The following is a 24788-nucleotide window of genomic DNA, read 5'->3' as shown; positions in this document are numbered from 1 at the left end:
CCAGCCGAGCCAGCATGTCGCCAGATGCCTCAACAATATCGTTCAGATCGTTTGCAATAGACATAAAAAATCCGGAACCAGTGATTGGTTCCGGATTGTCCTACAGCAGAAGGATCGGTCAATGGATCCTTAACTGATCAGCATTGTCATCTCGCCGGCCCGTTTCATCCCGCTGGCGGAGCACAACGGGCTCATCGACCCGCTCACCGAGGTGATCATCGGCAAGGCGCTGCGGGACGGCCACCTGTGGAAGAAGACCGGGCTCTCCCTGAACCTGTCGATGAACCTCTCCACCACCTCCCTCATCGAGGGGGATCTGTGCAACACCCTGCTTAGCCACTGCCAGCGCTGGAGCATCAACCCCGAGCTCATCACCCTCGAAGTGACCGAGAGCGCCTTCGTCAAGGATCTCGGCAAGTCGCTGGAGGTGCTGACCCGCTTGCGGATGTACGGTTTTGGTCTCTCCATCGATGATTTCGGGACCGGCTACTCCTCCATGCAGCAGCTCGCCCTGCTCCCCTTTACCGAGTTGAAACTGGACAGATCCTTCGTGGATCGCTGCTATGAAGATCCCTCTCGCCTAGCCATCATCGAGTCCAGCATCGAGCTGGCTCGCAAGTTGGGCTTGAAATCGGTGGCCGAGGGGGTCGAAGATGAGGCGACCTGGCAATTGCTGGCGAAGCTGGGGTGCGATCAATGCCAGGGCTTCTTCTCCGCCCGCCCCATGCCCCGCGAGGAGCTGATGGGGTGGCATCAGGGTTGGCAGGCTCGTTTGCCCGCGCTCATCAGACGCTAATCCCGGGCAGGATGCCCGACGAATTCCAAGGATGGCCATGAAAATATCAAGCAAGTTGTTGTTGAGCTTCTGTTTTATCAACCTGCTCATCATTCTCTCCTCCGCCCTTGTCTATCATCAGCTCGGCCGGATCGAAGGCTCGCAAGATGCCTTGCTGGCCCAGGCCCTGCCCGCCCTGCAGCGGGACGAGGCGAGCCAGAAAGCCCTGATTGCCACCGTTTCATCCCTGCGGGCCTATCTCATCCTCGGCAAGGATCCGGCACAGGGTGATCGCATCAAACAGGAGTGGGAAGAGGCCTGGCACGCCATCGAACGCCAGCGTTTCACCCCCGACCTGACCCGGGCACTCAAGGGTTTCAAGGGGACACAGTCACAGGTGTGGGCCCTGGCTCACACCGAAGAGAACCTGCCCGCCCACACCCTGATGCTGCTCGAGGCCGGCCCCCTGGCGGAATCGGCCCTCGATCAGTTGCAGTCTTTTGCCAATGAAGAGGTGGCGACGCCCCAGGCGACGTTGCCCGGTGACAGGCGCCTGCTGCTCAAGCAGGTGGGGGATGCCTACAACAGCCTGGGCAATGCGCTCTCCGCCCTGCGGGATTTCCTCATCTCGGGGGAGAAGGAGTACCTGGACAAGTACCGGGACTACTACCAGTTTCACCAGCAGCGGGTGGCCGAGCTGAAACAGCAAGAGGCCAACTTCACCGAGGCACAAAAGGGGCTCTGGACGCTCTTTGAAGAGATGTCAGCCCCCTTTGCAGAGCTGGTCGGTCAGGTGATCGAGAAGCGCCAGGCCCCGGACTGGGACAGGGCCAACCACCTGATGGCCACCGAGATAGAGCCCGCCCTGACCCGGCTGGCGGATCAGCTGGCGACCCAGGTGACCCATACCCGTGCCGAGGTGGACAAGATGGCGGGGGAGATGGCGGCCGCCAGTCAGACCATTCATCGCACCCTGCTGCTGGCCACCACCAGCGTCATCCTGCTGGGTACCCTGGTGGCCCTGCTGTTCAGCCGGCGCCTGACCCGGGACATCGCCAGCCTGGTGAAACGGGCGGGCCTGGTGGCCGATGGCCGCCTCCCCGTCACCCCCTTGCCCGTGCTTCGTCAGGATGAGCTGGGAGGGCTCACGGGCTCCATCAACCGAATGTCGGCACAGCTGCGCGAGCTGGTGGGGGAGATCCAGGGGGCGGTCGGTCAGGTGGAAGGGGCTGGCCGCGAGGTGGGCCAGACCACCAATGCCATCGTGGATGATCTGGCGAGCCAGAATCAGCGGCTCGATGCGGTGGCAGCCGCCATCGAGCAGATGTCGGTCAGTACCCGGGATGTGGCGGGCAACATTGCGGACGCGGCGGGAGCGGCTCGCCAGACCGAGCAACAGGCAAGGGAGGGAGAGCAGGCCCTCGCCCGCATGGGGACCACCATGGCGCAGATTGGTGCCATGATTGCCCAGGCAAACCAGGCGATGACGCAGCTCAGCAGCCAGAGCGAGCAGGTGGGGAGGGTCACCGAAGTGATCGCCACTATCGCCGAGCAGACCAATCTGCTGGCACTCAATGCGGCCATCGAGGCGGCGCGGGCCGGTGAGCAGGGACGGGGATTTGCCGTGGTGGCCGATGAAGTGAGGCAGTTGGCCAGCCGCACCAGCGCATCGACCATGGAGATCAACCAGACCATTGCCAGCATCCAGCAGCAGACCCGGGAGACCGCGGATACCGTGGGCAGCGGCACCCTGCTGGTGGAGCAGGGGCGCGGCGCCGTGGCCTCGGTGACCGAGACCCTGGAGTCGATGGCGACGCTGGTGCAGGATCTCAGCGGCCAGCTTGCCGCCATCGCCACCGCCACCGAGCAGCAGTCAAGGGCGGCGCAGGAGGTGGTGGGCACGGTGGAGGAGATTGCCGGGCTCAGCCATCAGTCCAGCGAGCATGGCCAGCAGGGGGAGCAGATCGCCGCCCGCCTGACCCGGGAGACCGGGAGACTGACATCGGCCATCAGCCGCTTCGAACTGGATGCCTGACGCAAGGGAGAGAAAAATGGGGCAGACCTCTGGGTCTGCCCCGTTTTTTTCGGCCCGATAACCTGGTGGTGGAAGGATGCACGTCGCAGGTGCGGTCCTGACCGTTCGGAATCAGGGGGATGGTGTCTTGTGTACTGCCCTGTGGCTCTTTCTGCCGACAGGACGGGTCACTCCAGGCGGCGGAAGGCCTGGTTTTCGAAGCTGCTGCAGGTCTCCTGGTTGAGCAGGTTGACCAGCAGGATGGCCCGCTTTTCGCCATCCGGCTCCAGATAGATGGCTTCAAACCCGGCGAGGGGGCCGGATTCGATAAGTACCTTGTCTCCCTGGGTCGGCAGACGGGCATAGCTGGCGCGCGCCTCGTCGCTGTCGTCCCGGCTCATGAGCCGGTAGATCAGCTGGCTGCTGACGGGGGTCCACTCCTTGCCGAAGTGGATGATGCGACTGATGCCCCGGGTCGATTTCAGGGTGACCGGGGTGACCTCTTCCAGATCCACGTAGATGAAGAGATAGTTGGGGAACATGGGCTCGCGCTGGGGCACGCGCTTGCCTCGCCGCAGTTTTTCAATCTCGACCATGGGGTAATAGGATTCAACGCCCTGGGCTGCCAGATGGGCGCGGGCGCGGGCCTCTTCCTTGGGTTTGCAGTAGGCCAGATACCATTTCTTCATTGTTGTTCTGTTTTTCGTGTTGCCGTGCTTGCGGCTATCATAACGGGGGTAAAAAAAAAGGCCACGCTTGACGTGGCCTTTTTTCCAGAGTGAGTGATTACCAACCTTTCACCAGACCGCCCTTGAACAGTTCGGTTCCCTTCTTGAAGACCTCGTCGGTCTGGAAGGACTGGACGAACTCCTTGACCTTCTCGTCGTCCTTGTTGTTCTCGCGAGCAACGATCAGGTTGACGTAGGGGGACTCCTTGTCTTCGACAAACAGGCCGTTCTCGGTCGGGGTCAGACCAATCTGACCGGCGAAGGTGTTGTTGATGATGGCCAGATCCACGTCTTCCAGGGAGCGCGGCAGTTGTGCGGCTTCCAGCTCGACGATCTTGAAGTTGCGCGGGTTGCTGGCGATGTCCAGTACGGTCGCTTCCAGACCGGCACCCTCTTTCAGCTTCAGCAGGCCCTGCTTCTCCAGCAGGATCAGGGAACGACCCAGGTTGGTCGGATCGTTCGGCACCGCGATCTGGGCACCGTCTTTCAGCTCGGACAGGGCCTTGACCTTCTTGGAGTAACCGGCGATCGGGTAGACGAAGGTGTTGCCGACCGGCACCAGCTTGAAGCCGCGATCACGGATCTGGGCATCCAGGTAGGGCTTGTGCTGGAAGGCGTTGACGTCGACGCTGCCGTCGTTCAGGGCCACGTTCGGGGTGACGTAGTCGGAGAAGGTGACCACTTCGACGGTCAGGCCGTATTTTTCCTTGGCCACCTTGGCCGCGGTCTCAACCAGCTCGGTCTCGGGACCGGCGATGGCGCCCACCTTCAGGGTCTTGTTCTCTTCTTTCTGGCCGCAGCCGACCAGTACCAGGGTTGCCAGCAGCGCAGCTGCTGCGGATTTGATGCCCAATTTCATAAAAACCTCCTGTCAGAAATCGACGATTAACGATGATCACATTGTTTGACCAGGCGCTCACCCGCGCTCTGGATGAGTTGAACCAGCACCACCAGAATGACCACGGTGACCAGCATGACGGTGGGATCGAAACGCTGGTAGCCGTAGCGAATACCCACATCACCGAGACCACCGCCTCCGATGGCACCAGCCATGGCGGAGTAGTTCACCAGGGTGACGAGGGTGATGATGACGCTGTTGAGGATCCCCGGCAGGGCCTCGGGCAGCAGCACCTTGGCGATGATTTGCAGGGGCTTGGCCCCCATGGCCTTGGCCGCTTCCAGCAGACCGTCAGGCACCTCCATCAGGGCCCCTTCCACCAGGCGGGCGATGAAGGGAATGCAGCCCACGGTCAGCGGCACGATGGCGGCGATGGTGCCGATGCTGGTGCCGACGATGAAGCGGGTCAACGGAATGATGGCGACCAGCAGAATGATGAAGGGCACCGAGCGACCGACGTTGACGATGACGCCCAGGACCTTGTTGAGCAGCGGATTGGCCAGGATCTGCCCTGCCTTGGTCACGTGCAGCGCCACGCCGAGCGGCAGGCCGAGCAGGCAGCCGAACAGGGCGGAGGCAAACACCATGATGAGGGTGTCGCCCAGAGCCGAAATCAGCAGATTAATCATTGCTTCGGACATAACCCATTACCTCCAGCTGAATGTGGTTGTCGATGAGGAACTGTTGGGTGGCCTCGCACTGGGCCTCGTCCCCGAACAGTTCCGCCAGCAGGAAGCCGAACTTGACGCCACCGGCGTATTCGATGTCTGCGCTCAGGATGCTGATGTCGATGTTGAAACGGCGGCTCGCCTCGGAAATCAGCGGTGAATCCACCGTGGTCCCGGTAAAGCCGAGCTTCACCAGGGGATAGCTGCCGGGCACCCGGTTGCTACTCATCCGATCCTGATACTCCTGGGGCACTTCCAGGTGGATGGTGGAGTGGATGAAATCCCGGGCCAGCTGGGTCTTGGCATTGCTGAAGAACCAGGCCACTTCCCCCTGTTCGATCAGACGGCCGTCGCTGATGATGGCCACTTCGTCGCAGATCCCCTTCACCACGTCCATCTCGTGGGTGATGAGCAGTATGGTGAGCCCCAGCTTGACGTTGATCTCCTTGAGCAGGGTCAGGATCGAGCGGGTGGTCTGGGGGTCGAGGGCCGAGGTGGCCTCGTCACACAGCAGGACCTTGGGAGCCGGTGCCAGGGCACGGGCGATGGCGACGCGCTGCTTCTGGCCGCCGGAGAGCTCGGACGGATAGGCGTGGGCACGGGCTTCCAGCCCGACCAGGGCCAGCAGTTCGCTGACCCGGCTCTGGATCTTGTCCTTGCTCCAGCCCGCCAGCTCCAGCGGGAAGGCGATGTTGGCGGAGACGGTGCGAGAGGCCAGCAGGTTGAAGTGCTGGAAGATCATGCCGATCTGGCGGCGAGCCTGAGTCAGATCCCGCTCGCTCAGGGCGACCAGGTCCTGGCCATCGACGATGACCTGCCCCTCGGTGGGGCGCTCCAGCAGGTTGACGCAGCGGATGAGGGTACTCTTGCCGGCACCGGAGGCACCGATCACCCCGAAGATCTTGCCTTGGGGCACATGCAGGCTCACGTCACGCAGGGCGTGCACGGCATCACTGCCTTTACCGTAGACTTTGTTGAGACCGATCAACTTAATCATGGATTCTTCCGTGCTAACAGCCTTAAAGCACAGGGCGCTACAGGCGGGTAAATTGGGCAGAGGTTTCACTGGGTAGCTCTGTCATCATGGAGGATGATGCTAAGATGTCCGGATGGCTGTGTCAACGCATGTTTTTACGTCTAGACGTCTAAAAAATGGATAAGGATTCCCGCCATTTGACTATGGTGTGGAGGTATCACCACCAGCATCAATATTAGATTCCGATTTGGTGACTTTAGTCCGAATATAAGCTGGTAAATATCTTTTATGTCGTCGATTTGATGCCTCCCTTCGGGCAAGGTGCCCGGTTGTCCGGGCAGCATCGCTGCCGGTTTCCCCTTCCTCCTGCTGTCTCTTTTTCTGCTTTCTTTTCCATCTCCTTGATGCAGAACAATAAATGACCAGTTCGTGGCCGTGTCGACATGCCAGCTCCCTATACTGGCTGCAGGTGGATGCCAGGAGGGAGGCGAGATGCGATTCCAACAGATCAAGGACCTGATGCTCTATCTCGAGGAGCTTCATCATCGGCAAGGGCACATTTACGGGCGCCAGATCCCCCGGGTGGATGCTGAGCGCAGCAGAATGTTGCTGGCCTATCTGCAAAGGCGGGAGGATGCCGCGGCGGCCCATCTGCACGATTATCGCGAGCAGATGGGCAGCGCGGTGAAGGAGACCTGGCTGGATCAGGGGTTTGGCGAGGATCTGCTGGCCGAGGGGGATCGTCTGGCGCTGCCCGCCACAACCCAGCCCGCGGAGATAGTGGCCCTGGTGTCACGCCAGGAGGAGAGGCTCATCGGCGAGCTGGAACGTCTGGCCCGGGAGTGCCCCACGCCCGACACGGCGGCGCTGCTGAAAGCCCTGGCCTCCATGGCCCAATCCCGCCTGACCCGTCTGGTACACGGTGCTCATCGCCTCGACGATCTCTGAGCCCGGATGAGAGAGACCCGGCACGGGCCGGGTCTTCTGATGTTGCTGGCGGTCAGCCCCCTTGCCGGGCCGCGCCATAGAGGGCGGCGCCTATGATGCCGGCCTGGTTGAGGTTCGCGGCCGCCACCAGGGGAGCCCGGGTCTCAATCTTGTCGATGAACTTGTCGAGCTTGGCGGCGCTGCCGCCCCCCAGGATGAAGAGGTCGGGGGAGAACAGAAACTCCAGGCGAGCCAGGTATTTGTTGAAACGTTTGCCCCAGCGGCCCCAGGAGAGATCCTCGCGCTTGCGCACCGCATCGGAGCAATAGTGTTCGGCCACCATGCCTTCCAGCATCAGGTGGCCCAGCTCGGTATTGGGCAGCAACTGGCCATTGACGAAGACGGCGGTACCGATGCCGGTGCCGACGGTGATGAGAATGATGACCCCCTGGCGATCCTGCCCGGTGCCAAAGCGCATCTCCGCCAGACCGGCCGCATCGGCGTCGTTCAGGACATGGCAGGGCAGGCCGGTCACATCGGCAAACAGGTGGGCGGCATCGGTCTCAATCCAGCTCTTGTCGATGTTGGAGGCATTCTTGGCGATGCCGTTGTGGATGGTGGCGGGAAAACCGCACCCCACGGGCCCCTTCCATTGGAAGTGCTCGACCAGCGCCTTGAGGGTGTGTGCCACGGCGGCCGGGGTTGCCGGTTGCGGTGTGGCGATGCGGTGGCGTTCGCCAATCAGCTCCCCGGTTTCGGTGTCGACCAGGCAGCCCTTGATCCCGGACCCCCCAATATCTACTCCCAGCATCTGCATCAGAATCTTCCTTTTATTGTGCCGATGTTCAATGGTCGGCAGAGCATGAAAAAATGGCTGCGATCCGGCAAGTGCCAGATCACTTATGCGTGATCCGGCAGACCTTTTTCGATGCAGCGGATCAGCAATCGCGTCTTTTTATTCTCTTCCTGCTGACGCCTGGCCAGGGTCGCCAGCGCCCACTCGATATGCTCGGCCACCATGGGCGCCGCCTCAGGCAGCGCCTGTTGCAGGGCGGCCAGGACCTCGCTGCTGGCCGGTCCGTTGCCAAGGGCCACCGCCAGGTTGCGGCGCCAGCGCTGATAGCCGATGCGGCGGATGGGGCTGCCTTCCGTGTGCTTGAGAAACTCGGCCTCGCTCCAGCCCCACAAGGTCAAGAGGGGCGGGCGGTGCAGATTGGGGCGCGGGCTGAAGTCGGGCTCCGGGCTGGCATTGACATAGCGGTTCCAGGGGCAGATGAGCTGGCAGTCGTCACAGCCATAGATGCGATTGCCCATGAGCGGCCTGAACTCCTCGGGAATGGGGCCGTCGTTCTCGATGGTGAGATAGGAGATGCAGCGCCGTCCGTCTACCACATAGGGGGCGATGATGGCACCGGTGGGGCAGATATTGATGCAGGCCACGCACTTGCCACACAGCTCCTTCTCCACCGGGGTATCCACGGGCAGCGGCAGGGCGATGAGCAATTCTCCCAGAAAGAAGAAGGAGCCGGCGGACTCGTTGATCAGCAGCGAGTGCTTGCCCACCCAGCCAAGGCCCGCCTTGGCCGCTAGCGGCCTTTCCAGAATAGGGGCCGAGTCGACGAAGGGGCGCCACTCGCCCAGGGTTTGTCCCGCCGCCTGCAACAGGGTTTCGCACCGCAGCTCGATGCGCTCCCCCAACTGTTTGAGCCGGTTGCGCAGCACCTTGTGGTAGTCGCGGCCGAGGGCATAGCGGCTGATGTAGCCGAGGGTGGGATTGCGCAGGGTAGCGGCAAAGCCCGCCTCGAACGGGAGGTAGTTCATCCGCACCGAGATGACCCGCAAGGTGCCCGGCAACAGCTCGTGGGGGCGGGCCCTCATCATGCCGTGGCGCGCCATGTAGTCCATGGTCCCGTGATAACCGGCATCCAGCCAGGCCTGCAACCTTGGCTCTTCCAGGGTGAGGTCGGTGTCGGCGATGCCGACCTGGTCAAATCCTAGCTCCCTTGCCCAGAGCTTGATATCGTGGGCCAGTTGCGCAAGTTCGGCAGCCGTCATGCAGCATCCCCCCTCTGCCTGTAGGAGTGTGGCAGGCGCAGGGCGGCAATATGGCGTGCCAGTTGCCGGGTCATGGGATGATGAAACGTGGGGGCCGTCATGGTAGAGGTGTTCGGGGACGCTATCCGCAAAAATGAGTGGGAGAGTCTAGCACAACCCCTGTGGCGGGCCGAGCAGATCCGCAGCATGGAACGGCGCTGGGCCGAGCAGGAGGGGTTGCCCCTCTATGTGCTGATGGAGCGGGCCGGGAATGCGCTGTGCAACTATGCCTGTCACCACTGGCCCGACAGCCGCCAGTGGTGGATCTTCGTCGGCCCTGGCAACAACGGTGGGGATGGCTACGTGCTGGCCCGCCTTGCCCGGCGCATCGGCCTCGAACCTCTGGTGATTGCCGCCCGGGCTCCCGGCCTGCTGAGGGGAGATGCCAGGCGGGCTGCCGAAGAGTGGCTCGCATCGGGGGGGAGCGTGACCATGGCCGAGGATCTGCTGCCCGCCACGCTGCCGCCGCCGGATCTGGTCATAGACGCACTGCTCGGTACCGGCGTCCAGCTTCCCCTCTCCTCGTCAATGACAAAGATCGTCGCAACAATCAATGGCTTGAACGCGCCCGTGCTGGCGGTGGATCTCCCCTCCGGTCTCAATGCCGACACCGGCCGCGCCATGGGCGCACTGGTGCGTGCCACCCGCACCCTCACTTTCATCGGCATCAAGCAGGGCATGCTCACCGCCGACGGGGTGGACGGAGTCGGCCACCTCGACCGGGATCCCCTGGGAGTGACGCCGGGGGAGGAACGGGTTCCCGCTGCCGAGCGGATCGATTATCCCAGCCTCAAGGGGTTGCTGACCCCGCGCAGGCGCTCGGCTCACAAGGGACACAGCGGCAAGGTACTGCTGACGGGGGGGAACCTCGGCATGCAGGGGGCCATTCTGCTGGCGGGTCAGGCCTGCCTGCGGGCGGGGGCGGGATTGGTACGCCTGCGCCAGCACCCGGATTGCCCGGCGGCCAGCCTGGTTCAACCCGAGCTGATGGGATGCCCGGCGGACATGGATGAAGGGTGGGCATCGGTGCAGGTACTGGGCCCCGGGCTCGGTCAGGATGGGTGGGGCCGGGCCCGGTTCGAACAGGGCATCGGAGCCGCCGTGCCACTGGTATTGGACGCCGATGGATTGAATTGGCTGGCGCAGGCCCCCCGTCATCAGGATAATTGGGTGCTCACGCCCCACCCCGGGGAGGCGGCTCGCCTGCTGGGTTGCTCCATCGCCGAGGTCGAGGGGGACAGGTTTGCGGCCGTCTCGCGACTGCAACAGCGCTACGGTGGTGTGGTGTTGCTCAAGGGGGCGGGGTCGCTCATCTGCGACGGCAGGCGCATTTCCCTGTGCGACGAGGGCAACCCCGGCATGGCCAGTGGCGGCATGGGTGACCTCTTGTCTGGTATAATCGCCGCCCTTCTGGCTCAGGGCTGGTCTGCGGGCATGGCCACCCGACTCGGGGCCGTGATCCACGCAGAGGCCGCCGATCTGGCCGCTGCCGAGGGTGAGAGGGGCATGCTGGCATCGGATCTGCTGCCCTGGATCCGTCGTCTGGTCAATCCGACACAGTAACAAGTAACAAGAAGAACATGGCAAAAACCTTGATGATGACACTGCCGGACGAGGCAGCAACAGTGGCGCTGGGTGGCCGTCTGGCAAAGGCGTGCCAACAGGCCACCACGGTATTTCTGCACGGTGCCCTCGGGGCCGGCAAAACCACCCTGACCCGAGGCTGGGTGCAGGGACTGGGTCATGAGGGCAAGGTCAAGAGTCCGACCTATACCCTGGTGGAGCCCTATGAGCTTACCCAGTGGCAGGTCTATCACTTCGATCTCTATCGACTGGCCGACCCGGAAGAGCTGGAGTTCATGGGCATTCGCGACTATTTCGCCGCCGATACCCTCTGCCTGGTGGAGTGGCCAGAGAAGGGTGACGGCTGGCTGCCAGCCCCGGATCTCGAGATCTCCCTGAGTTATGCAAACGAGCAGCGCGAGGTGCAGATTGATGCTCGCACTGCTATCGGCGAAGCCATTCTGGAACGGTTGTCATCTCAGTGCGCGTGATCCTTGTTTTTGTTCTCTCCCTGATGGCATTGCCCACCTGGGCCAATCAGCTCAAGAGTGTGCGGGTGTGGCCATCACCGGACAACACCCGGGTGGTGCTCGACATGAGCAGCGCCCCCAATTTCAACTACTTCACCCTGACCGGTCCGAACCGTCTGGTCATCGACCTGAAAGGGGCGAGCAACGCCACCAACCTGGCCCGCATCGAGAACAAGAGCGAGCTGGTGCGCAAGATCCGCGAGAGCACGCCGCTGGAGAAGGGCGGCCTGCGACTGGTGCTGGATCTCGGCTCTGCCATCAAGCCGGTGGTCTTCCCGCTGGCGCCGGCAGGCCCCTATGGCCACCGTCTGGTGATCGATCTTCCCTATGAAGAGAAGGGGAGCGCTGCGGCGCAGCCCGCTCCCGTCGGGGGACACGGCAAGGCCATCGTCATCGCCATCGATCCTGGTCACGGTGGGGAAGACCCGGGCTCCATCGGCCCGCGCCGCACCTACGAGAAACGGGTGACCCTGGCGGTCTCCCAGAAGCTGGCGGCCCTCATCGACCGGGAGCCCGGCATGCGAGCCGTGCTGACCCGCCGTGGCGACTACTTCGTCGATCTCAACAAACGCTCCGAAATCGCCCGCAAGGCCAAGGCCGACCTGCTGGTGTCGGTGCATGCCGACAGCTTCCACAACTCGACTCCTCGCGGCGCCTCCGTCTGGGTGCTGTCGACCAATCGCGCCAACCGCGAGATGGGTAGCTGGCTCGAGAAGCAGGAGAAACAGGGGGAGCTGCTGGGGGGCGTTGGCAAGGTATTGGCCGAATCCGATCCCAACCCCTATCTGGCGCAGACCTTCCTGGATCTCTCCATGGACAAGTCCAGGGCCGAGGGCTATGACGTCAGCCGCCAGATCCTGCGCTCGCTCGGCCGGGTGGCCAGATTGCACAAGAAGGCGCCGGAACATGCGAGTCTGGCGGTGCTGAAGGCGCCGGACATCCCCTCGGTACTGGTGGAGACGGGCTTTATCTCGAACCACGCCGAGGAGAAGCTGCTGGCCACCGCCAGCTATCAGGATCAGCTGGCCCGGGCCATCTTCGAGGGGATCCGCAACTATTACCGCAGTCATCCGACCAAGGGGCCCATGCTCACCGGCAAGGGCCAGGTTGCTGCCCCGCCGCGTCAGGCGCCTGCCAGCAAGCCGGTCGCTGTCAGCAAGCCGGCTGCCCAGCCAACGCAGCAGGTCGTAACCAACCGGATGCCGGCGAGCGAGCCCTATCGCGTCGGTGAGGGCGGAGCCCCGGTCAGCAGTGTCGGCAGCGCCTCCGGTGCCGGCGTGATCAAACCTTACAAGGTCGCAGCCCAGGAGCCGAGTGCGCCGGTAGCCAGCGTGCAGAGCAACGACAAGTCCAACATGATCCGCCACGTGGTGACCCGTGGTCAGAGTCTTTCCCGTCTCGCCGAGAAACACGGGGTGAGTCAGGCGCGACTGGTGGAGATCAACAAGCTCAAGTCACGGGACATCCAGATAGGGCAGGTGCTCTATATTCCGCGAAAATAGCGCGGGCTGAAGAACGCCGCTCTTCTCTGCCGATGGCAGGGAGGGGCGGTGAGCGTTGATGGCGCCAGGTCCACCTCTTCCCCTTTTTCATCTGCAGGAGCAAGCGATGCCAATCCGTATATTGCCGCCGATTCTGGCCAACCAGATTGCTGCCGGTGAGGTCGTGGAGCGGCCCTCCTCCGTGGTGAAGGAACTGGTGGAAAACAGCCTGGATGCGGGGGCTGACCGGGTCGAGATCGACATCGACAAGGGAGGCGCCAAGCTTATCCGCATTCGTGACAACGGCTGCGGTGTCGCCAGGGATGAGCTGGTGCTGGCGCTGTCGCGCCACGCCACCTCCAAGGTGGCGACCCTGGACGATCTGGAAGGGATCAACAGCCTGGGCTTTCGCGGGGAGGCGCTCGCCTCCATCAGCTCCGTCTCCCGCCTCACCTTCACCTCCCGTACGGCAGAGCAGAGCGAGGCCTGGCAGGCCCAGGCGGAAGGGCGCGAGATGAGCGTCACCGTCAAGCCGGCAGCCCACCCGGTGGGCACCACGGTGGAGGTGGTGGATCTCTTCTTCAACACCCCGGCGCGGCGCAAGTTCATGCGCAGCGAAAAGACCGAATTTGCCCACATCGACGAACTGGTGCGCCGCATCGCGCTCTCCCGCTTCGACGCTACCCTGATCCTGCGCCACAACGGCAAGGTGGTGCGCCAGTACAAGGCGGCCAACACGGTGGCGGAGCAGGAGCGCCGCCTCGCCGCCGTCTGCGGTTCCCCCTTCATGCACCATGCCCTGGCGGTATCGAGCGAACACAGCGACGTGCGGTTGTGGGGCTGGCTGGCCACCCCGGCAGGAGCCAGGCCGCAGAACGACCTGCAATACACCTATGTCAATGGCCGCATGATGCGGGACAAGCTCATCAATCACGCCATTCGCCAGGCCTATGACGAGCTGCTGCCCGCCGATCGCTTCGCGGCCTATGTGCTTTATATCGAGCTGGATCCCCGCCAGGTAGATGTCAACGTCCATCCGGCCAAGCACGAAGTGCGTTTCCATCAGGCGCGTCTCATCCACGACTTCATCTTCCAGGCGCTGTTTACCGCCTTGCGCCACGACGGAGCAGGGAGCGCCACCGATGCACCCCTGGCCGAGACCCAGGTCGAGCTGCCGGGCAGCCCGGAGATCACCTATCCGGGTCAGGCGCCGCGCACCGAGTGGTACGGTGCCGAACACGGCTATCGGGCTCCTGCCCCTGCACGAGATGGCGACGGCGTGCGGGAAGGCGGTGGTGGCAGGGGAGGACACTACCAGCCTCCCGAACCCCCGAGCCGGGCCGCGATGCGAGGCATGGGCGCCTTGCTCACCACCCTGCCCGAGGTGGCGACGCCGGCATCCCGGCCCGGAGCCGAGAGCGGTGCCGTCGAGACGCCAGCCCGAACGGGGGAGTGGCGCGCCCTGAGCCTGGTCGAGCAGGCCTATCTGCTGATGGAGCGTCAGGGGCAACTGGCGCTGCTCTCCCTGGTGCGCGCCGAGCGTCTGTTGCTGCGCCACTGGCTGCTGGATGCCTGGGGCCAGGGGCTGGCGGCCCAGCCTCTGTTGCTGCCGGTCTCCTTCAAGCTGCCGAAAAACCTGGTCGCCCTGGTGGAGGAGCGGGAACGTCTGCTCAAACGCATGGGGCTGGAGTTGAAAAGCGGGGGACGCGACACCATGATCCTGACTCGGGTGCCCGCCCTGCTGCGCCAGACCGATCTGGCCCGCCTCTTACCCGAATTGTTGCAATTGGTCGAGAGCGGATCTGACAGTGATGCCGACGCGCAGGCTGGAGTACTATGCCAGTGGTTGGTGGAACAAGGCATAAGTGCCGAAAAAATATACGATTTTGCCACTGCCACCCGGTTGTTGACGGAACTTGTTGCCGATTTCAGTGACCAACTGGCAGACGTTCGCATGGTGCGCCCGTTGCCGCTGGCGAACGTGCTGGCCGAGTTTGCCGATGGCAACTGACGGCGTCTCGTCGTCTGTTGCATCCATATGACCAGTTTTATGCCGGCTCGCCCGTGAAGTGGCGGCCGAAGGGAGTGTTTAACGTGGCTGACTTGCCGACTGCAATTTTTCTGATGGGGCCGACGGCCTCCGGCAAGACGGATCTCGCCATTGAACTGTGCCAGGCCCTGCCCTGCGACATCATCAGCGTGGACTCCGCGCTCATCTATCGCGGCATGGACATAGGCACCGCCAAGCCGACGCCAGCCGAGCTGGCGCAGGCCCCGCATCGGCTCATCGACATCCTGGATCCCGCCATGAGCTATTCGGCGGCGGATTTTTGCAAGGATGCCCTGCGGGAGATGAAAGAGATCGCCGACCGTGGCCGCATTCCGCTGCTGGTGGGCGGTACCATGCTCTATTTCAAGGCGCTGCTGGAGGGGCTTTCTCCGCTGCCTTCCGCCGATCCCGCCGTGCGGGCCGGCATCGAGGAAGAGGCTGCCCGCCTCGGCTGGCAGGCGCTCCATGACGAACTGGTGCGCATCGACCCGGTGGCCGGTGCCCGCATCCACCCCAACGATCCCCAGCGCCTGTGCCGGGCGCTCGAGGTTTACCGCATCAGCGGCAAGACCCTCACCGAGCTGACCCAGGTACAGGGAGAGGGGCTGCCCTACCGGGCGCTGCAGTTTGCCATCGCGCCGAGGGATCGGGCCGTGCTGCACCAGCGCATCGAACAGCGGTTTGACAAGATGCTGGGCAGCGGCTTCGAGCAGGAGGTCAGGGCGCTTTACGAGCGGGGGGATCTCACCCCGGATCTTCCCTCCATTCGCTGCGTGGGATACCGCCAAATGTGGGACTACCTGGCGGGGGAAGTGGAGTATGATGAGATGCGTTATCGCGGCATTGTTGCCACCCGCCAGTTGGCCAAGCGTCAGATGACCTGGTTGCGCGGTTGGCCTGATGTGGCCTGGTTGGAATCTGGTGAGTCTGGCAATCTGGCCAGGGTCGTCGCCCAAGCTGGTCCGGCTTGACACTCCTGTATAATCAGGTTGTTATATTGAATATCCGGTGTTTAAAAACAACAAACTATAAGGAAAAGAAAGATGGCTAAGGGGCAATCTCTCCAAGACCCGTTTTTGAATGCGCTGCGCCGTGAGCGTATTCCTGTTTCTATCTATTTGGTGAACGGCATCAAACTGCAGGGTCAGATCGAATCGTTTGACCAGTTTGTCATTCTGCTGAAGAACACCGTGAGCCAGATGGTCTACAAGCACGCCATTTCCACCGTGGTGCCGGCCCGTGCCGTCAACCATCACCAGCACGCCCCGGGCGCCGCCGGTGAAGAGCAGGGTGAAGCCGAGGCGTGATATCCTGCGGCGAGTCCACTCGCCAACTCAGATCCATCATGATACCTGTCAAGGAGCAAGCGCTTGTTTGACCGTTACGAAGCTGGTGAACAGGCCGTTCTGGTACATGTCAACTTCAGCGATGAGGGCGAGCGGGAGGATCTGGACGAGCTCAAGATGCTGGTGAGCTCGGCCGGGGTCAATGCACTGGGGGTGATCACCACCAGTCGCAGCGCACCCAGCGCCAAATTTTTTGTCGGCAGCGGCAAGGCGGAAGAGATCGCGTCCCAGGTCCAGATGCTGGACGCCGACGTGGTCATCTTCAACCATGCCCTGACCCCCGCCCAGGAGCGCAACCTGGAGCGTCTGTTCCAGTGCCGGGTCGTGGACAGAACAGGCCTTATCCTCGATATCTTCGCCCAGCGCGCCCGCACTCACGAAGGCAAGTTGCAGGTCGAACTGGCCCAGTTGCGCCATCTTTCCACTCGTCTGGTGCGAGGCTGGACCCACCTTGAGCGACAAAAGGGGGGGATCGGTCTGCGCGGCCCGGGTGAAACCCAGCTTGAAACCGACCGACGCCTGCTGCGTGAGCGCATCAAGGCCATTTTGCGCCGCCTCGACAAGGTGGCCAAGCAGCGGGAGCAGGGGCGCCGTGCCCGCAACCGCAACGAAGTGCCGACCGTTTCTCTGGTGGGGTATACCAACGCCGGAAAATCCACTTTGTTCAACCAACTTACAGATGCCAGCGTGTATGCTGCCGACCAATTGTTCGCAACCCTGGACCCCACCCTGCGCAAATTGGTGATCCAGGATGTGGGTGATGTGATCCTGGCGGATACAGTTGGATTTATTCGGCACTTGCCCCATGATCTGGTCGCGGCCTTCAAGGCGACCCTGCAGGAGACTCGCGAAGCGGACCTGCTGCTGCACGTGGTGGACTGTGCCGATGAACAGATGCAGGAGAATATCGAGTCGGTCCAGCGTGTGCTGGCCGAGATCGAGGCGGATGACCGTCCCCAACTGATGATCTGCAACAAGATCGACAAGCTGGGGGATCGTCCGGCTGGTCTTGAACGGGATGAGGCTGGACGACCGGTGCGAGTCTGGTTGTCGGCCCAGACTGGCGAGGGCAGTGAATACCTGTTCCAGGCACTGACCGAACTGCTGGCCGGCTCCATGGTGCATCACACCCTGCAACTGCCCCCTTCCGCCGCCAGACTGCGCAGTGCGCTCTATCGGCTGAAAGGTATCGAGCAGGAAGGTTTCAGCGAGGAGGGGGACTTTGTGCTGGAAGTTCGCCTGCAACTGGCTGACTGGAACCGCCTCATGAAACAAGAAGGTGAGAGTTTACAACGCTTTATCAGGCATTGATGGGTCGATGAACATAACTGGTTTGCTGACTTCATCGCTCCTCTGTGGCCCGATAGAGATGATATCCATCCGCATGTATTAATGGAGACGCTGATGGCTTGGAATGAGCCTGGTAACAATGGCAAAGACCGTGACCCCTGGGGGAACAACGGCAAGAATCAGGGCCCCCCTGATCTGGACGAGATGCTTCGCAAGGTGAGCCGTCGTTTTGGCGGTCTGCTCGGTGGTGGCAAATCCGGTGGTGGTGACGTCGGCAAGTTCGGCCTCTCCATCGCCTTGGTGGTGGCCGTGGTGGTGTGGGTCGTCAGCGGCTTCTACACCATTCGCGAAGCCGAGCGAGGCGTGGTGCTGCGCTTTGGCGAATACTCCCACAACGTGGATCCCGGCCTGCGCTGGAAACCGACCTTCATCGACCGGGTGATCCCGGTGGACGTGGAGTCTGTCCGTTCCCTGCCGGCGTCCGGTTTCATGCTGACCCAGGATGAGAACGTGGTACGGGTCGAGATGGACGTGCAGTATCGCGTGGTCGATCCCGAGCAGTACCTGTTCAGCGTGACCAACGCCGACGAGAGCCTGAGCCAGGCCACCGACAGCGCCCTGCGCTACGTGGTGGGTCACACCCGGATGGACGATGTGCTGACCACGGGTCGTGAGAAGGTGCGTCAGGAAACCTGGCAGGTGATCGACAGCATCATCGAGCCCTATCAGATGGGTCTGCAGATCGTGGACGTCAACTTCCTGCCGGCGCGTCCGCCGGAAGAGGTGAAGGATGCGTTTGATGACGCCATCTCCGCCCAGGAAGATGAGCAGCGTTTTATCCGTGAAGCGGAAGCCTATGCCCGTGAAGTGGAGCCCAAGGCTCGTGGCCAGGTCAAACGTCTGGAGCAGGAGGCCGAAGCCTACAAGTCCCAGATCGTGTTGAAGGCCAAGGGTGAAGTCGCTCGCTTCAACGAGCTACTGCCCCAGTATCAGGCCGCGCCCGAGCTGACCCGTGATCGTATCTACCTGGAAACCATGGAAGAGCTCTATCAGCAGGCCAACAAGGTGGTGGTCGACATGCCGGCTGGCAACAACAGCATGATCTATCTGCCGCTCGACAAGCTCTCTGGCAAGGCGAATGCCGTGCAACCGGCACGTCCTGCGGGCACCCCGGCAGTCGAGGCGGCCCAGCCGTCCAACGAAGGGGCCAACTCCACTCCGACCCCGCTGCGTGGCGGTGATCGTTTCAGCACAGGGAGAAACTGATAGATGAAAAAGCTAGCTATTGGTGTCATCGCTGTGGCCGCCATGGTCTGCTTCTCTTCCATCTTCATCGTCGATGAAGGACAGAAGGGGATCGTGGTGCAGTTTGGCAAGGTGAAACGGGTCGACTCCGGTGAACCGCGCCTGTACGAGCCGGGTCTGCACTTCAAGGTGCCGCTCATCGACCAGGTACGCAAGATGGATGCCCGCATCCAGACCCTGGAAGGCCAGGCGGATCGCTTCGTTACGTCCGAGAAGAAGGATCTCATCATCGACTCCTACGTGAAGTGGAAGATCGAGGACTTCTCCAAGTACTACCTGGCGACCGGTGGTGGCAACAAGATCCAGGCTGAAGACCTGCTCAAGCGCAAGATCAACAACGGCCTGCGTTCCGAGATCGGTAACCGCACCATCAAGGACATCGTCTCCGGCGAGCGCAGTACCGTGATGGAAGATGCCCTGATGAAGATGGCGCGCTCCTCCGAGCTCGGCATCAAGGTGGTGGATGTACGCATCAAGCAGATCAACCTGCCGGTGGAAGTTTCCAGTTCCATCTATCAGCGGATGCGTGCCGAGCGGACCGCGGTTGCCCGTGAACACCGTTCACAGGGCCGCGAGCAGGCCGAGATCCTGCGTGCCGACATCGACCGCAAGGTGACCGTGATGATCGCCGACGCCGAGAGTAATGCCCGTCAACTGCGTGGTGAAGGGGATGCCGAAGCCGCCAGGATCTATGCCGACAGCTACAAGAAGGACCCGGAGTTCTTCAGTTTCGTGCGCAGCATGGAGGCCTATCGCAAGAGCTTCGCCGGTGGCAACGACCTCATGGTCCTGAAACCGGACAGCGAGTTCTTCCGCTACCTCAAGTCGCCGCACGGCAACAAGCAGTAAACATGTGTTGATATGACCCAAGGGCCTGATGATTCAGGCCCTTTTGTTTGCCGGCCACAGACCGGCAGGGGAACAGGGATAGGGAGAGGTGATGCTGACATCCATGTTGATGGGGCTGGGGTTGCTGCTGCTCTTCGAAGGATTGGGGCCCTTGCTCGCTCCCAGGGCATGGCAGCAGATGCTGCGCCTGCTCGGGGAGTTGCCGCCGGAACAGCTGCGCCGCATCGGCGGCTGTCTGGTGGTGGCAGGTGGTGTCATCTTGTGGGCGTTGGCCCGTTAGAGCCTGTGTTGATACGACAGTGGCACGGCGAATTCAGACAATAAAAAAGAGGCCAGAGGGCCTCTTTTTTATTGTCGGCCGGCTGGCATCAGGCGCTGCGCTGCACCGCCATGTGGGCCAGGGTCTCCAGCGCTTGCTTGTGCCGGGAGTCAGGCAGGATGGCGAGGGCGTCGATGGCCTTGTCAGCCTCTTCCCGAGCTCGCTGGCGGGAGTATTCGAGAGCTCCGGTGCGATCCAGGATGCCCAGAATACGCTCCAGGTGATCCATACCGTTGCGGTGCTCGATGGCATCGCGCACCAGTTGACGCTCTTCCGGGGTACCCACTTCCATGGCGCGCAACAGCGGCAGGGTCGGCTTGCCTTCGGCCAGATCGTCACCCACGTTCTTGCCCATCTCCTCGCTCTGGGAGCAGTAGTCCATCACGTCGTCGATGATCTGGAACGCGGTACCCAGGTACTTGCCGTAGTCGGTCATGGCCTGCTCGACGGGCTCGGGCTGATGGGTCAGCACGGCGGCGAGTCGGGTCGCGGCTTCAAACAGCTTGGCGGTCTTGCAGTAGATGACCGTCATGTAGCTCTCTTCCGTGGTATCCGGATCGTTGCAGTTCATCAGCTGCAGCACTTCCCCTTCGGCGATGGTGTTGGTGGCATCGGAGAGGATCTCCATCACCTTCAGGTTGGAGAGTTCGCTCATCATCTGGAAGGAGCGGCTGTAGAGGTAGTCACCCACCAGAACGCTGGCGGCGTTGCCAAACAGGGCGTTGGCGGTTTCTCGGCCGCGGCGCAGGTCGGATTCGTCGACCACGTCGTCGTGCAGCAGGGTGGAGGTGTGAATGAATTCGATGATGGCGGCCAGTTTCAGGTGATCTTCACCCTCATAGCCCAGTGCGCGTGCGGCCATCACGGTCAGCATGGGGCGCATCCGTTTTCCGCCTGCACTGACAATATAGAAACCCAGCTGGTTGATCAGGCTGACATCGGACTGGAGTCTCGCCAGGATCAGTTCATTGACCGCCGTCATGTCGGCGGCACAGAGCGCACGGATAGTCTGTTGGTCCATAAGTCTCGTAACGTGACGGCAGCATTTACTGCGTTTTTAGCAATGGCGGGGATTCTACACGATTTCACAATGGGTTACAGTTAGGCGTTTATTCACGGGGGCAGATATGCGCACAAAATAAACTTTTTGCTAAATTGGCCTTGCCTCGGCAAATCGTTCTGCGTAGAATGCCCGCCCATTGTTATAGGTTTTTGTGCGTGTCTGGCCTTGAGCAAAAGACACGCCTTTACGGAGTTAATCAAATGTACGCGGTATTCCAAAGCGGCGGAAAACAACACCGTGTGGCCGAAGGTCAAATCGTTCGTCTGGAAAAGCTGAACGTTGAGACTGGCGCTACCATCGACTTCAACGAAGTGCTGATGGTTGCTGCAGGCGACACTTTCAAAGTAGGTGCTCCTTTCGTTGAAGGTGGCAAGGTTGTGGCTGAAGTTGTGGCTCACGGCCGTGGCGAGAAAGTGACTATCGTCAAGTTCCGTCGTCGTAAGCACCACCGTAAGCAAGCGGGCCACCGTCAGTGGTTCACTGAAGTCAAAATCACTGGCATCAGCGCTTAATTAGAGGAGTCCGATAGATGGCACACAAAAAAGCTGGCGGTTCATCCCGCAACGGTCGCGATTCTGAAGCTAAACGCCTGGGCGTGAAGCGTTTCGGCGGCGAAACAGTTCTGGCTGGCAGCATCATCGTTCGTCAGCGCGGCACCAAGTTCCACGCTGGTGAGAACGTTGGTCTGGGCAAGGACCACACTCTGTTCGCTACCGCGAACGGTAAAGTGCAGTTCGAAGTTAAAGGTCCGCAGAATCGTAAGTACGTCAGCATCGTTGCTGAGTAATTACGGACCGCAAGGATCCGAAGCCCCGCCAACCTGGCGGGGCTTTTGTTTTTCTGATGAGTTTGACGAAAAAACGGCACGCGGATGAGCGCCCTCATCGGCCAGATGCGCCTCGCCCGAAGGGGCCCGTATCACTATAATTGCGTATCGGTTTTTCGAATTAAGGTGACGGTTACCTATGAAGTTTGTTGATGAAGTCCAGATTCGAGTCGATGCCGGTGACGGTGGTAACGGTTGTGTGAGCTTCCGCCGCGAGAAGTACATCCCGAACGGCGGCCCGGACGGCGGTGACGGCGGTGATGGTGGCGACGTGTATCTGGTGGCCGATGAAAACCTGAACACCCTGATCGACTACCGTTTCGAGCGCTTCCACGCCGCCGAGCGTGGCGAGAACGGCCAGAGTGCCAACTGTACCGGTCGTCGCGGCAAGGACAAGATCCTGCGAGTACCGGTCGGCACCCGCGCCACCGATGAAGACACCGGCGAACTGCTGGGGGATTTGACCAGTCACGATCAGAAGCTGCTGGTTGCCAAGGGCGGCTTCCACGGCCTTGGCAACACCCGCTTCAAGAGCTCGGTCAACCGGGCGCCGCGCCAGAAGAGCAACGGCACCCCGGGTGAAGTGCGTACCCTGAGGCTGGAGCTGCTGCTGCTGGCGGATGTCGGCATGCTGGGTCTGCCCAACGCAGGCAAGTCCACCTTCATTCGCGCCGTTTCTGCGGCCCGTCCGAAAGTGGCAGACTACCCCTTCACCACCCTGGTACCGAACCTGGGTGTGGTACGCGGTGAAAACTCCCGCTCCTTCGTCATTGCCGACATTCCCGGCCTCATCGAAGGGGCTGCCGAGGGAGCAGGCCTGGGTATCCGCTTCCTCAAGCACCTGGAGCGTTGCCGCGTCCTGATCCACCTGGTGGACATCTGCCCGGTGGATGGCTCCGATCCTGCCGAGAACGCCGTGACCATCGTCCGGGAGCTGGAAAAATACAGCCCCGAGCTTGCGGGCAAGCCGCGCTGGCTGGTGTTCAACAAGATGGACCTGATCCTGGAAGAAGAGGCTCAGGAAGTGATGGACAGAGTCAAGGCAGCCCTCAACCACGAAGGTCCGGTCTACGCCATCACCGCCATCAGCAAGGAAGGCACCAAGAAGGTGTGCTACGACATCCTGGATCTGCTGGACACCATGCCCCGTCAGCTGGCGGAAGATGCCAGAGACGCCATCGAGAAGGTGGAGTTCAAGTGGGACGACTATCACAAGAACCAGCTTGCCAAGGCGGAAGCCGATGCCCTGGCCGCGTCCAAGGCCTTCGATGATGGCCTGGACGATGACGACTGGGACGATGAGGACGACGACGGCGTCGAAGTCATTTACGTTCGCGATTGAGCATCATGTTCGTGACAAGACCGGAGCCAGACAGGCTCCGGTTTTTTTATGGGACGATCGACGGGATCACCCTATAGATATATTTTTCATGTCTCTTATTGCCTGACAGTGGCTGCGGATTATACTGCGCACCTGAATGTAACCTGTATGAAACATTATGCTAACCATTCAAATTGAATCGATATGCATGACTGTTTTGGTTTGTTCTTATGGATGGTTCGCCTGATAAAATATTTATGCTTGAAATGATCAATTAACGGCTTGTTTGTGCAGTTTTTTGGGTTATTCTTGCGCCCGTTTTCCGGGCGAGGGCATGAGTATGCAGGCGGCCCGGCTGAAGGAAAAGTCACATTTAAGGCTGTTTATATGTTGGAAAAGACCCTGGAAGCACCGGCAATCCGTACTCGCCGCAACGTGCTGATGTTTTTGATCCCGTCACTGATCGGGATCCTGCTGTTCATGACCCCGGTCATCTATGACGGCAATGTCACCATTCCCGTCGCCGTGCTGGCGAAGCTGGTTCAAACGGTGTTTGCCGATCATCTGGTGGCCATGGTCAGCGCCATCATCACCACCACCATGCTGATGACCCTGATCGCCTGGCTGTTCAAACCGGCGATCCTGGTAAAACGCCCCTTCCTCAACAGCCTGTTCAACGTCTCCCCCTTCTGGGCGTGCGTGCGGGTGCTGGGCGGGGTCTTCGTGCTGTTGACCTTCTTTGAAGCCGGTCCCGAGGTGCTGCGCTCAGGGGCGACCGGCGGCCTGGTGCTGCATGATCTGTTGCCGGTACTGTTCTCCGTCTTCATCTTTGCGGGCCTGCTGCTGCCCTTGCTGCTGGATTTTGGTCTGCTGGAGTTTGTCGGTACCATGATGACCCGCATCATGCGTCCGGTGTTCCGTCTGCCGGGTCGTTCTGCGGTGGACTGTTTCGCCTCCTGGCTCGGTGATGGCAGCGTCGGGATCCTGCTGACCAGCAAGCAGTATGAAGGCAAGTTTTACACCCAGCGGGAAGCGGCCGTCATCGGTACCACGTTCTCCGCCGTCTCCATCACCTTCTGTCTGGTGGTGATCTCCCAGGTGAAGCTGGAGCACATGTTCGTCCCCTTCTACCTGACCGTCTGCCTGGCCGGTGTGGTGGCCGCCATCGTGGTGCCGCGCCTGCCGCCGCTCTCCTGGAAGAAGGATGTCTACAGCGACGGTACTCCCCTGTGCCGCAAGCAGGAGGCCATCCCCCATCAGCACAGCGTACTGAGCTACGGCTACCATCGTGCCCTGACCAAGGCCGACAGCATGACGGATCTCGGCGCCGTGGCGCGTGAAGGGGTGAAAAACGCCCTGGACATGGTGTTTGGCGTGCTGCCGGTGGTGATGGCCGTCGGGACCTGTGCCCTGATGCTGGCGGAGCACACCCCGGTGTTCAACTGGCTGGGGGCGCCCTTCGTGCCTTTGCTCGAGCTGCTGCAACTGCCGGAGGCGGAAGCCGCTTCCAAGACCATCATGGTGGGCTTCGCCGACATGTTCATCCCGGCGGTGCTGGCCTCCACTATCGAGAGCGACATCACCCGCTTCGTGATCGCCGCCATGTCGGTCACCCAGCTTATCTACATGTCGGAAGTGGGCGCTCTGTTGCTGGGCAGCAAGATCCCGGTCAAGTTGTGGGAGCTGTTCGTCATCTTCCTGCTGCGCACCCTGGTCACCCTGCCGGTGATTGCCGGTGTGGCGCACCTGCTGTTCTAAGGGGCGA

23 protein-coding genes and 1 pseudogene are annotated in these 24788 nt (G+C 61.5%); 17 read left to right on the top strand and 7 right to left on the bottom strand.

The genetic code is table 11. The features are described 5' to 3' along the window. Window positions 1-145 precede the first annotated feature (145 nt). Both J9889_RS23700 and J9889_RS23695 read left to right on the top strand, forming a co-directional pair. Window positions 146-796 (top strand): annotated as a pseudogene (locus tag J9889_RS23700) (EAL domain-containing protein); the annotation flags it as partial. 37 nt (window positions 797-833) lie between these two features. Further along, the gene (locus tag J9889_RS23695) at window positions 834-2810 is read left to right on the top strand and encodes a methyl-accepting chemotaxis protein (RefSeq protein WP_210558443.1); all 1977 of its coding nucleotides are present in this window, start codon (window positions 834-836) and stop codon (window positions 2808-2810) included. Window positions 2811-2977: 167 nt separating this feature from the next. On the opposite strand, the gene rfaH is transcribed toward J9889_RS23695, so the two are convergent. The 4 genes from rfaH to metN all read right to left on the bottom strand — a co-directional run bounded on the left by rfaH (window position 2978) and on the right by metN (window position 6080). Beyond that, window positions 2978-3478, bottom strand: coding sequence for a transcription/translation regulatory transformer protein RfaH (rfaH, locus tag J9889_RS23690; protein ID WP_010673182.1), 501 nt, complete (start codon window positions 3476-3478; stop codon window positions 2978-2980). Between the two features lie 97 nt (window positions 3479-3575). After that, window positions 3576-4376 (bottom strand): methionine ABC transporter substrate-binding lipoprotein MetQ, encoded by an 801-nt coding sequence (gene metQ / locus J9889_RS23685; RefSeq protein WP_010673183.1) that lies wholly within the window; start codon window positions 4374-4376, stop codon window positions 3576-3578. A 26-nt stretch (window positions 4377-4402) separates the two neighbouring features. After that, a complete protein-coding gene (locus J9889_RS23680) occupies window positions 4403-5056 on the bottom strand; it encodes a methionine ABC transporter permease (protein ID WP_029313844.1) in 654 nt (217 codons plus the stop codon). After that, complete coding sequence (gene metN, locus J9889_RS23675; RefSeq protein WP_210558440.1) at window positions 5037-6080, bottom strand: methionine ABC transporter ATP-binding protein MetN; 1044 nt, start codon at window positions 6078-6080, stop codon at window positions 5037-5039. Before metN ends, J9889_RS23680 begins: the two co-directional genes overlap by 20 nt. Before the next feature lie 471 nt (window positions 6081-6551). On the opposite strand from metN, the gene J9889_RS23670 reads away from it, so the two are divergent. Then, on the top strand, window positions 6552-7007 hold the full coding sequence (locus tag J9889_RS23670; RefSeq protein ID WP_210558438.1) for a hypothetical protein: 456 nt from the start codon (window positions 6552-6554) through the stop codon (window positions 7005-7007). Between the two features lie 52 nt (window positions 7008-7059). On the opposite strand, the gene ppgK is transcribed toward J9889_RS23670, so the two are convergent. Both ppgK and queG read right to left on the bottom strand, forming a co-directional pair. After that, window positions 7060-7803 carry a polyphosphate--glucose phosphotransferase gene (ppgK, locus tag J9889_RS23665; protein WP_010673187.1) on the bottom strand — a complete coding sequence of 248 codons (744 nt, stop codon included), beginning with the start codon at window positions 7801-7803 and terminating at the stop codon, window positions 7060-7062. An 83-nt stretch (window positions 7804-7886) separates the two neighbouring features. Then, window positions 7887-9041, bottom strand: a complete 1155-nt coding sequence (gene queG / locus J9889_RS23660) for a tRNA epoxyqueuosine(34) reductase QueG (RefSeq protein WP_210558436.1) — start codon at window positions 9039-9041, stop codon at window positions 7887-7889. Between the two features lie 99 nt (window positions 9042-9140). On the opposite strand from queG, the gene J9889_RS23655 reads away from it, so the two are divergent. The 10 genes from J9889_RS23655 to J9889_RS23610 all read left to right on the top strand — a co-directional run bounded on the left by J9889_RS23655 (window position 9141) and on the right by J9889_RS23610 (window position 19774). Continuing rightward, the gene (locus J9889_RS23655; RefSeq protein WP_042016838.1) at window positions 9141-10643 is read left to right on the top strand and encodes a bifunctional ADP-dependent NAD(P)H-hydrate dehydratase/NAD(P)H-hydrate epimerase; all 1503 of its coding nucleotides are present in this window, start codon (window positions 9141-9143) and stop codon (window positions 10641-10643) included. A 17-nt stretch (window positions 10644-10660) separates the two neighbouring features. Then, on the top strand, window positions 10661-11134 hold the full coding sequence (gene tsaE, locus J9889_RS23650; RefSeq protein WP_210558434.1) for a tRNA (adenosine(37)-N6)-threonylcarbamoyltransferase complex ATPase subunit type 1 TsaE: 474 nt from the start codon (window positions 10661-10663) through the stop codon (window positions 11132-11134). A 23-nt stretch (window positions 11135-11157) separates the two neighbouring features. Continuing rightward, window positions 11158-12675: an N-acetylmuramoyl-L-alanine amidase gene (locus tag J9889_RS23645; RefSeq protein ID WP_202607998.1), complete on the top strand. Its 1518-nt coding sequence runs from the start codon at window positions 11158-11160 to the stop codon at window positions 12673-12675. 106 nt (window positions 12676-12781) lie between these two features. After that, window positions 12782-14665 (top strand): DNA mismatch repair endonuclease MutL, encoded by a 1884-nt coding sequence (gene mutL / locus J9889_RS23640; RefSeq protein ID WP_201969580.1) that lies wholly within the window; start codon window positions 12782-12784, stop codon window positions 14663-14665. Window positions 14666-14757: 92 nt separating this feature from the next. Beyond that, window positions 14758-15675, top strand: a complete 918-nt coding sequence (miaA, locus tag J9889_RS23635) for a tRNA (adenosine(37)-N6)-dimethylallyltransferase MiaA (protein ID WP_210558432.1) — start codon at window positions 14758-14760, stop codon at window positions 15673-15675. 72 nt (window positions 15676-15747) lie between these two features. Then, window positions 15748-16011: an RNA chaperone Hfq gene (gene hfq / locus J9889_RS23630; protein ID WP_011704864.1), complete on the top strand. Its 264-nt coding sequence runs from the start codon at window positions 15748-15750 to the stop codon at window positions 16009-16011. 63 nt (window positions 16012-16074) lie between these two features. After that, window positions 16075-17361: a ribosome rescue GTPase HflX gene (hflX, locus tag J9889_RS23625; RefSeq protein WP_010673194.1), complete on the top strand. Its 1287-nt coding sequence runs from the start codon at window positions 16075-16077 to the stop codon at window positions 17359-17361. Window positions 17362-17454: 93 nt separating this feature from the next. Continuing rightward, window positions 17455-18606, top strand: a complete 1152-nt coding sequence (gene hflK, locus J9889_RS23620; protein ID WP_010673195.1) for an FtsH protease activity modulator HflK — start codon at window positions 17455-17457, stop codon at window positions 18604-18606. 3 nt (window positions 18607-18609) lie between these two features. Continuing rightward, window positions 18610-19494, top strand: a complete 885-nt coding sequence (hflC, locus tag J9889_RS23615; RefSeq protein ID WP_010673196.1) for a protease modulator HflC — start codon at window positions 18610-18612, stop codon at window positions 19492-19494. Window positions 19495-19585: 91 nt separating this feature from the next. Further along, window positions 19586-19774 carry a DUF2065 family protein gene (locus J9889_RS23610; RefSeq protein ID WP_010673197.1) on the top strand — a complete coding sequence of 63 codons (189 nt, stop codon included), beginning with the start codon at window positions 19586-19588 and terminating at the stop codon, window positions 19772-19774. A gap of 88 nt (window positions 19775-19862) precedes the next feature. Here the strand turns inward: J9889_RS23610 and ispB are convergent, their stop codons facing one another. Further along, complete coding sequence (gene ispB, locus J9889_RS23605; protein ID WP_043152564.1) at window positions 19863-20834, bottom strand: octaprenyl diphosphate synthase; 972 nt, start codon at window positions 20832-20834, stop codon at window positions 19863-19865. Window positions 20835-21076: 242 nt separating this feature from the next. On the opposite strand from ispB, the gene rplU reads away from it, so the two are divergent. The 4 genes from rplU to J9889_RS23585 all read left to right on the top strand — a co-directional run bounded on the left by rplU (window position 21077) and on the right by J9889_RS23585 (window position 24781). Continuing rightward, on the top strand, window positions 21077-21388 hold the full coding sequence (rplU, locus tag J9889_RS23600) for a 50S ribosomal protein L21 (RefSeq protein ID WP_005304210.1): 312 nt from the start codon (window positions 21077-21079) through the stop codon (window positions 21386-21388). Between the two features lie 17 nt (window positions 21389-21405). Continuing rightward, on the top strand, window positions 21406-21663 hold the full coding sequence (gene rpmA / locus J9889_RS23595; RefSeq protein ID WP_010673199.1) for a 50S ribosomal protein L27: 258 nt from the start codon (window positions 21406-21408) through the stop codon (window positions 21661-21663). 178 nt (window positions 21664-21841) lie between these two features. After that, a complete protein-coding gene (cgtA, locus tag J9889_RS23590) occupies window positions 21842-23044 on the top strand; it encodes an Obg family GTPase CgtA (RefSeq protein ID WP_010673200.1) in 1203 nt (400 codons plus the stop codon). 366 nt (window positions 23045-23410) lie between these two features. Further along, window positions 23411-24781: a YjiH family protein gene (locus tag J9889_RS23585; RefSeq protein ID WP_010673201.1), complete on the top strand. Its 1371-nt coding sequence runs from the start codon at window positions 23411-23413 to the stop codon at window positions 24779-24781. The last annotated feature ends 7 nt before the right edge of the window (window positions 24782-24788 follow it).

Origin of the sequence: Aeromonas sp. PrichA-15 (assembly GCF_017939245.1) — a bacterium.
GTDB classification, from domain to species: domain Bacteria; phylum Pseudomonadota; class Gammaproteobacteria; order Enterobacterales; family Aeromonadaceae; genus Aeromonas; species Aeromonas caviae.
Note: the sequence above shows the minus strand (reverse complement) of the source record. Positions and strands in the feature narration are given on the sequence as shown.

What these genes read in the sequence shown, in the direction of transcription:
- J9889_RS23695 (WP_210558443.1), top strand. Translation starts at nt 834, where the DNA reads ATGAAAATATCAAGCAAGTTGTTGTTGAGCTTCTGTTTTATCAACCTG.
- rfaH (WP_010673182.1), bottom strand. Translation starts at nt 3,478, where the DNA reads ATGAAGAAATGGTATCTGGCCTACTGCAAACCCAAGGAAGAGGCCCGC.
- metQ (WP_010673183.1), bottom strand. Translation starts at nt 4,376, where the DNA reads ATGAAATTGGGCATCAAATCCGCAGCAGCTGCGCTGCTGGCAACCCTG.
- J9889_RS23680 (WP_029313844.1), bottom strand. Translation starts at nt 5,056, where the DNA reads ATGTCCGAAGCAATGATTAATCTGCTGATTTCGGCTCTGGGCGACACC.
- metN (WP_210558440.1), bottom strand. Translation starts at nt 6,080, where the DNA reads ATGATTAAGTTGATCGGTCTCAACAAAGTCTACGGTAAAGGCAGTGAT.
- J9889_RS23670 (WP_210558438.1), top strand. Translation starts at nt 6,552, where the DNA reads ATGCGATTCCAACAGATCAAGGACCTGATGCTCTATCTCGAGGAGCTT.
- ppgK (WP_010673187.1), bottom strand. Translation starts at nt 7,803, where the DNA reads ATGCAGATGCTGGGAGTAGATATTGGGGGGTCCGGGATCAAGGGCTGC.
- queG (WP_210558436.1), bottom strand. Translation starts at nt 9,041, where the DNA reads ATGACGGCTGCCGAACTTGCGCAACTGGCCCACGATATCAAGCTCTGG.
- J9889_RS23655 (WP_042016838.1), top strand. Translation starts at nt 9,141, where the DNA reads ATGGTAGAGGTGTTCGGGGACGCTATCCGCAAAAATGAGTGGGAGAGT.
- tsaE (WP_210558434.1), top strand. Translation starts at nt 10,661, where the DNA reads ATGGCAAAAACCTTGATGATGACACTGCCGGACGAGGCAGCAACAGTG.
- J9889_RS23645 (WP_202607998.1), top strand. Translation starts at nt 11,158, where the DNA reads ATGGCATTGCCCACCTGGGCCAATCAGCTCAAGAGTGTGCGGGTGTGG.
- mutL (WP_201969580.1), top strand. Translation starts at nt 12,782, where the DNA reads ATGCCAATCCGTATATTGCCGCCGATTCTGGCCAACCAGATTGCTGCC.
- hfq (WP_011704864.1), top strand. Translation starts at nt 15,748, where the DNA reads ATGGCTAAGGGGCAATCTCTCCAAGACCCGTTTTTGAATGCGCTGCGC.
- hflK (WP_010673195.1), top strand. Translation starts at nt 17,455, where the DNA reads ATGGCTTGGAATGAGCCTGGTAACAATGGCAAAGACCGTGACCCCTGG.
- hflC (WP_010673196.1), top strand. Translation starts at nt 18,610, where the DNA reads ATGAAAAAGCTAGCTATTGGTGTCATCGCTGTGGCCGCCATGGTCTGC.
- J9889_RS23610 (WP_010673197.1), top strand. Translation starts at nt 19,586, where the DNA reads ATGCTGACATCCATGTTGATGGGGCTGGGGTTGCTGCTGCTCTTCGAA.
- ispB (WP_043152564.1), bottom strand. Translation starts at nt 20,834, where the DNA reads ATGGACCAACAGACTATCCGTGCGCTCTGTGCCGCCGACATGACGGCG.
- rplU (WP_005304210.1), top strand. Translation starts at nt 21,077, where the DNA reads ATGTACGCGGTATTCCAAAGCGGCGGAAAACAACACCGTGTGGCCGAA.
- rpmA (WP_010673199.1), top strand. Translation starts at nt 21,406, where the DNA reads ATGGCACACAAAAAAGCTGGCGGTTCATCCCGCAACGGTCGCGATTCT.
- cgtA (WP_010673200.1), top strand. Translation starts at nt 21,842, where the DNA reads ATGAAGTTTGTTGATGAAGTCCAGATTCGAGTCGATGCCGGTGACGGT.
- J9889_RS23585 (WP_010673201.1), top strand. Translation starts at nt 23,411, where the DNA reads ATGTTGGAAAAGACCCTGGAAGCACCGGCAATCCGTACTCGCCGCAAC.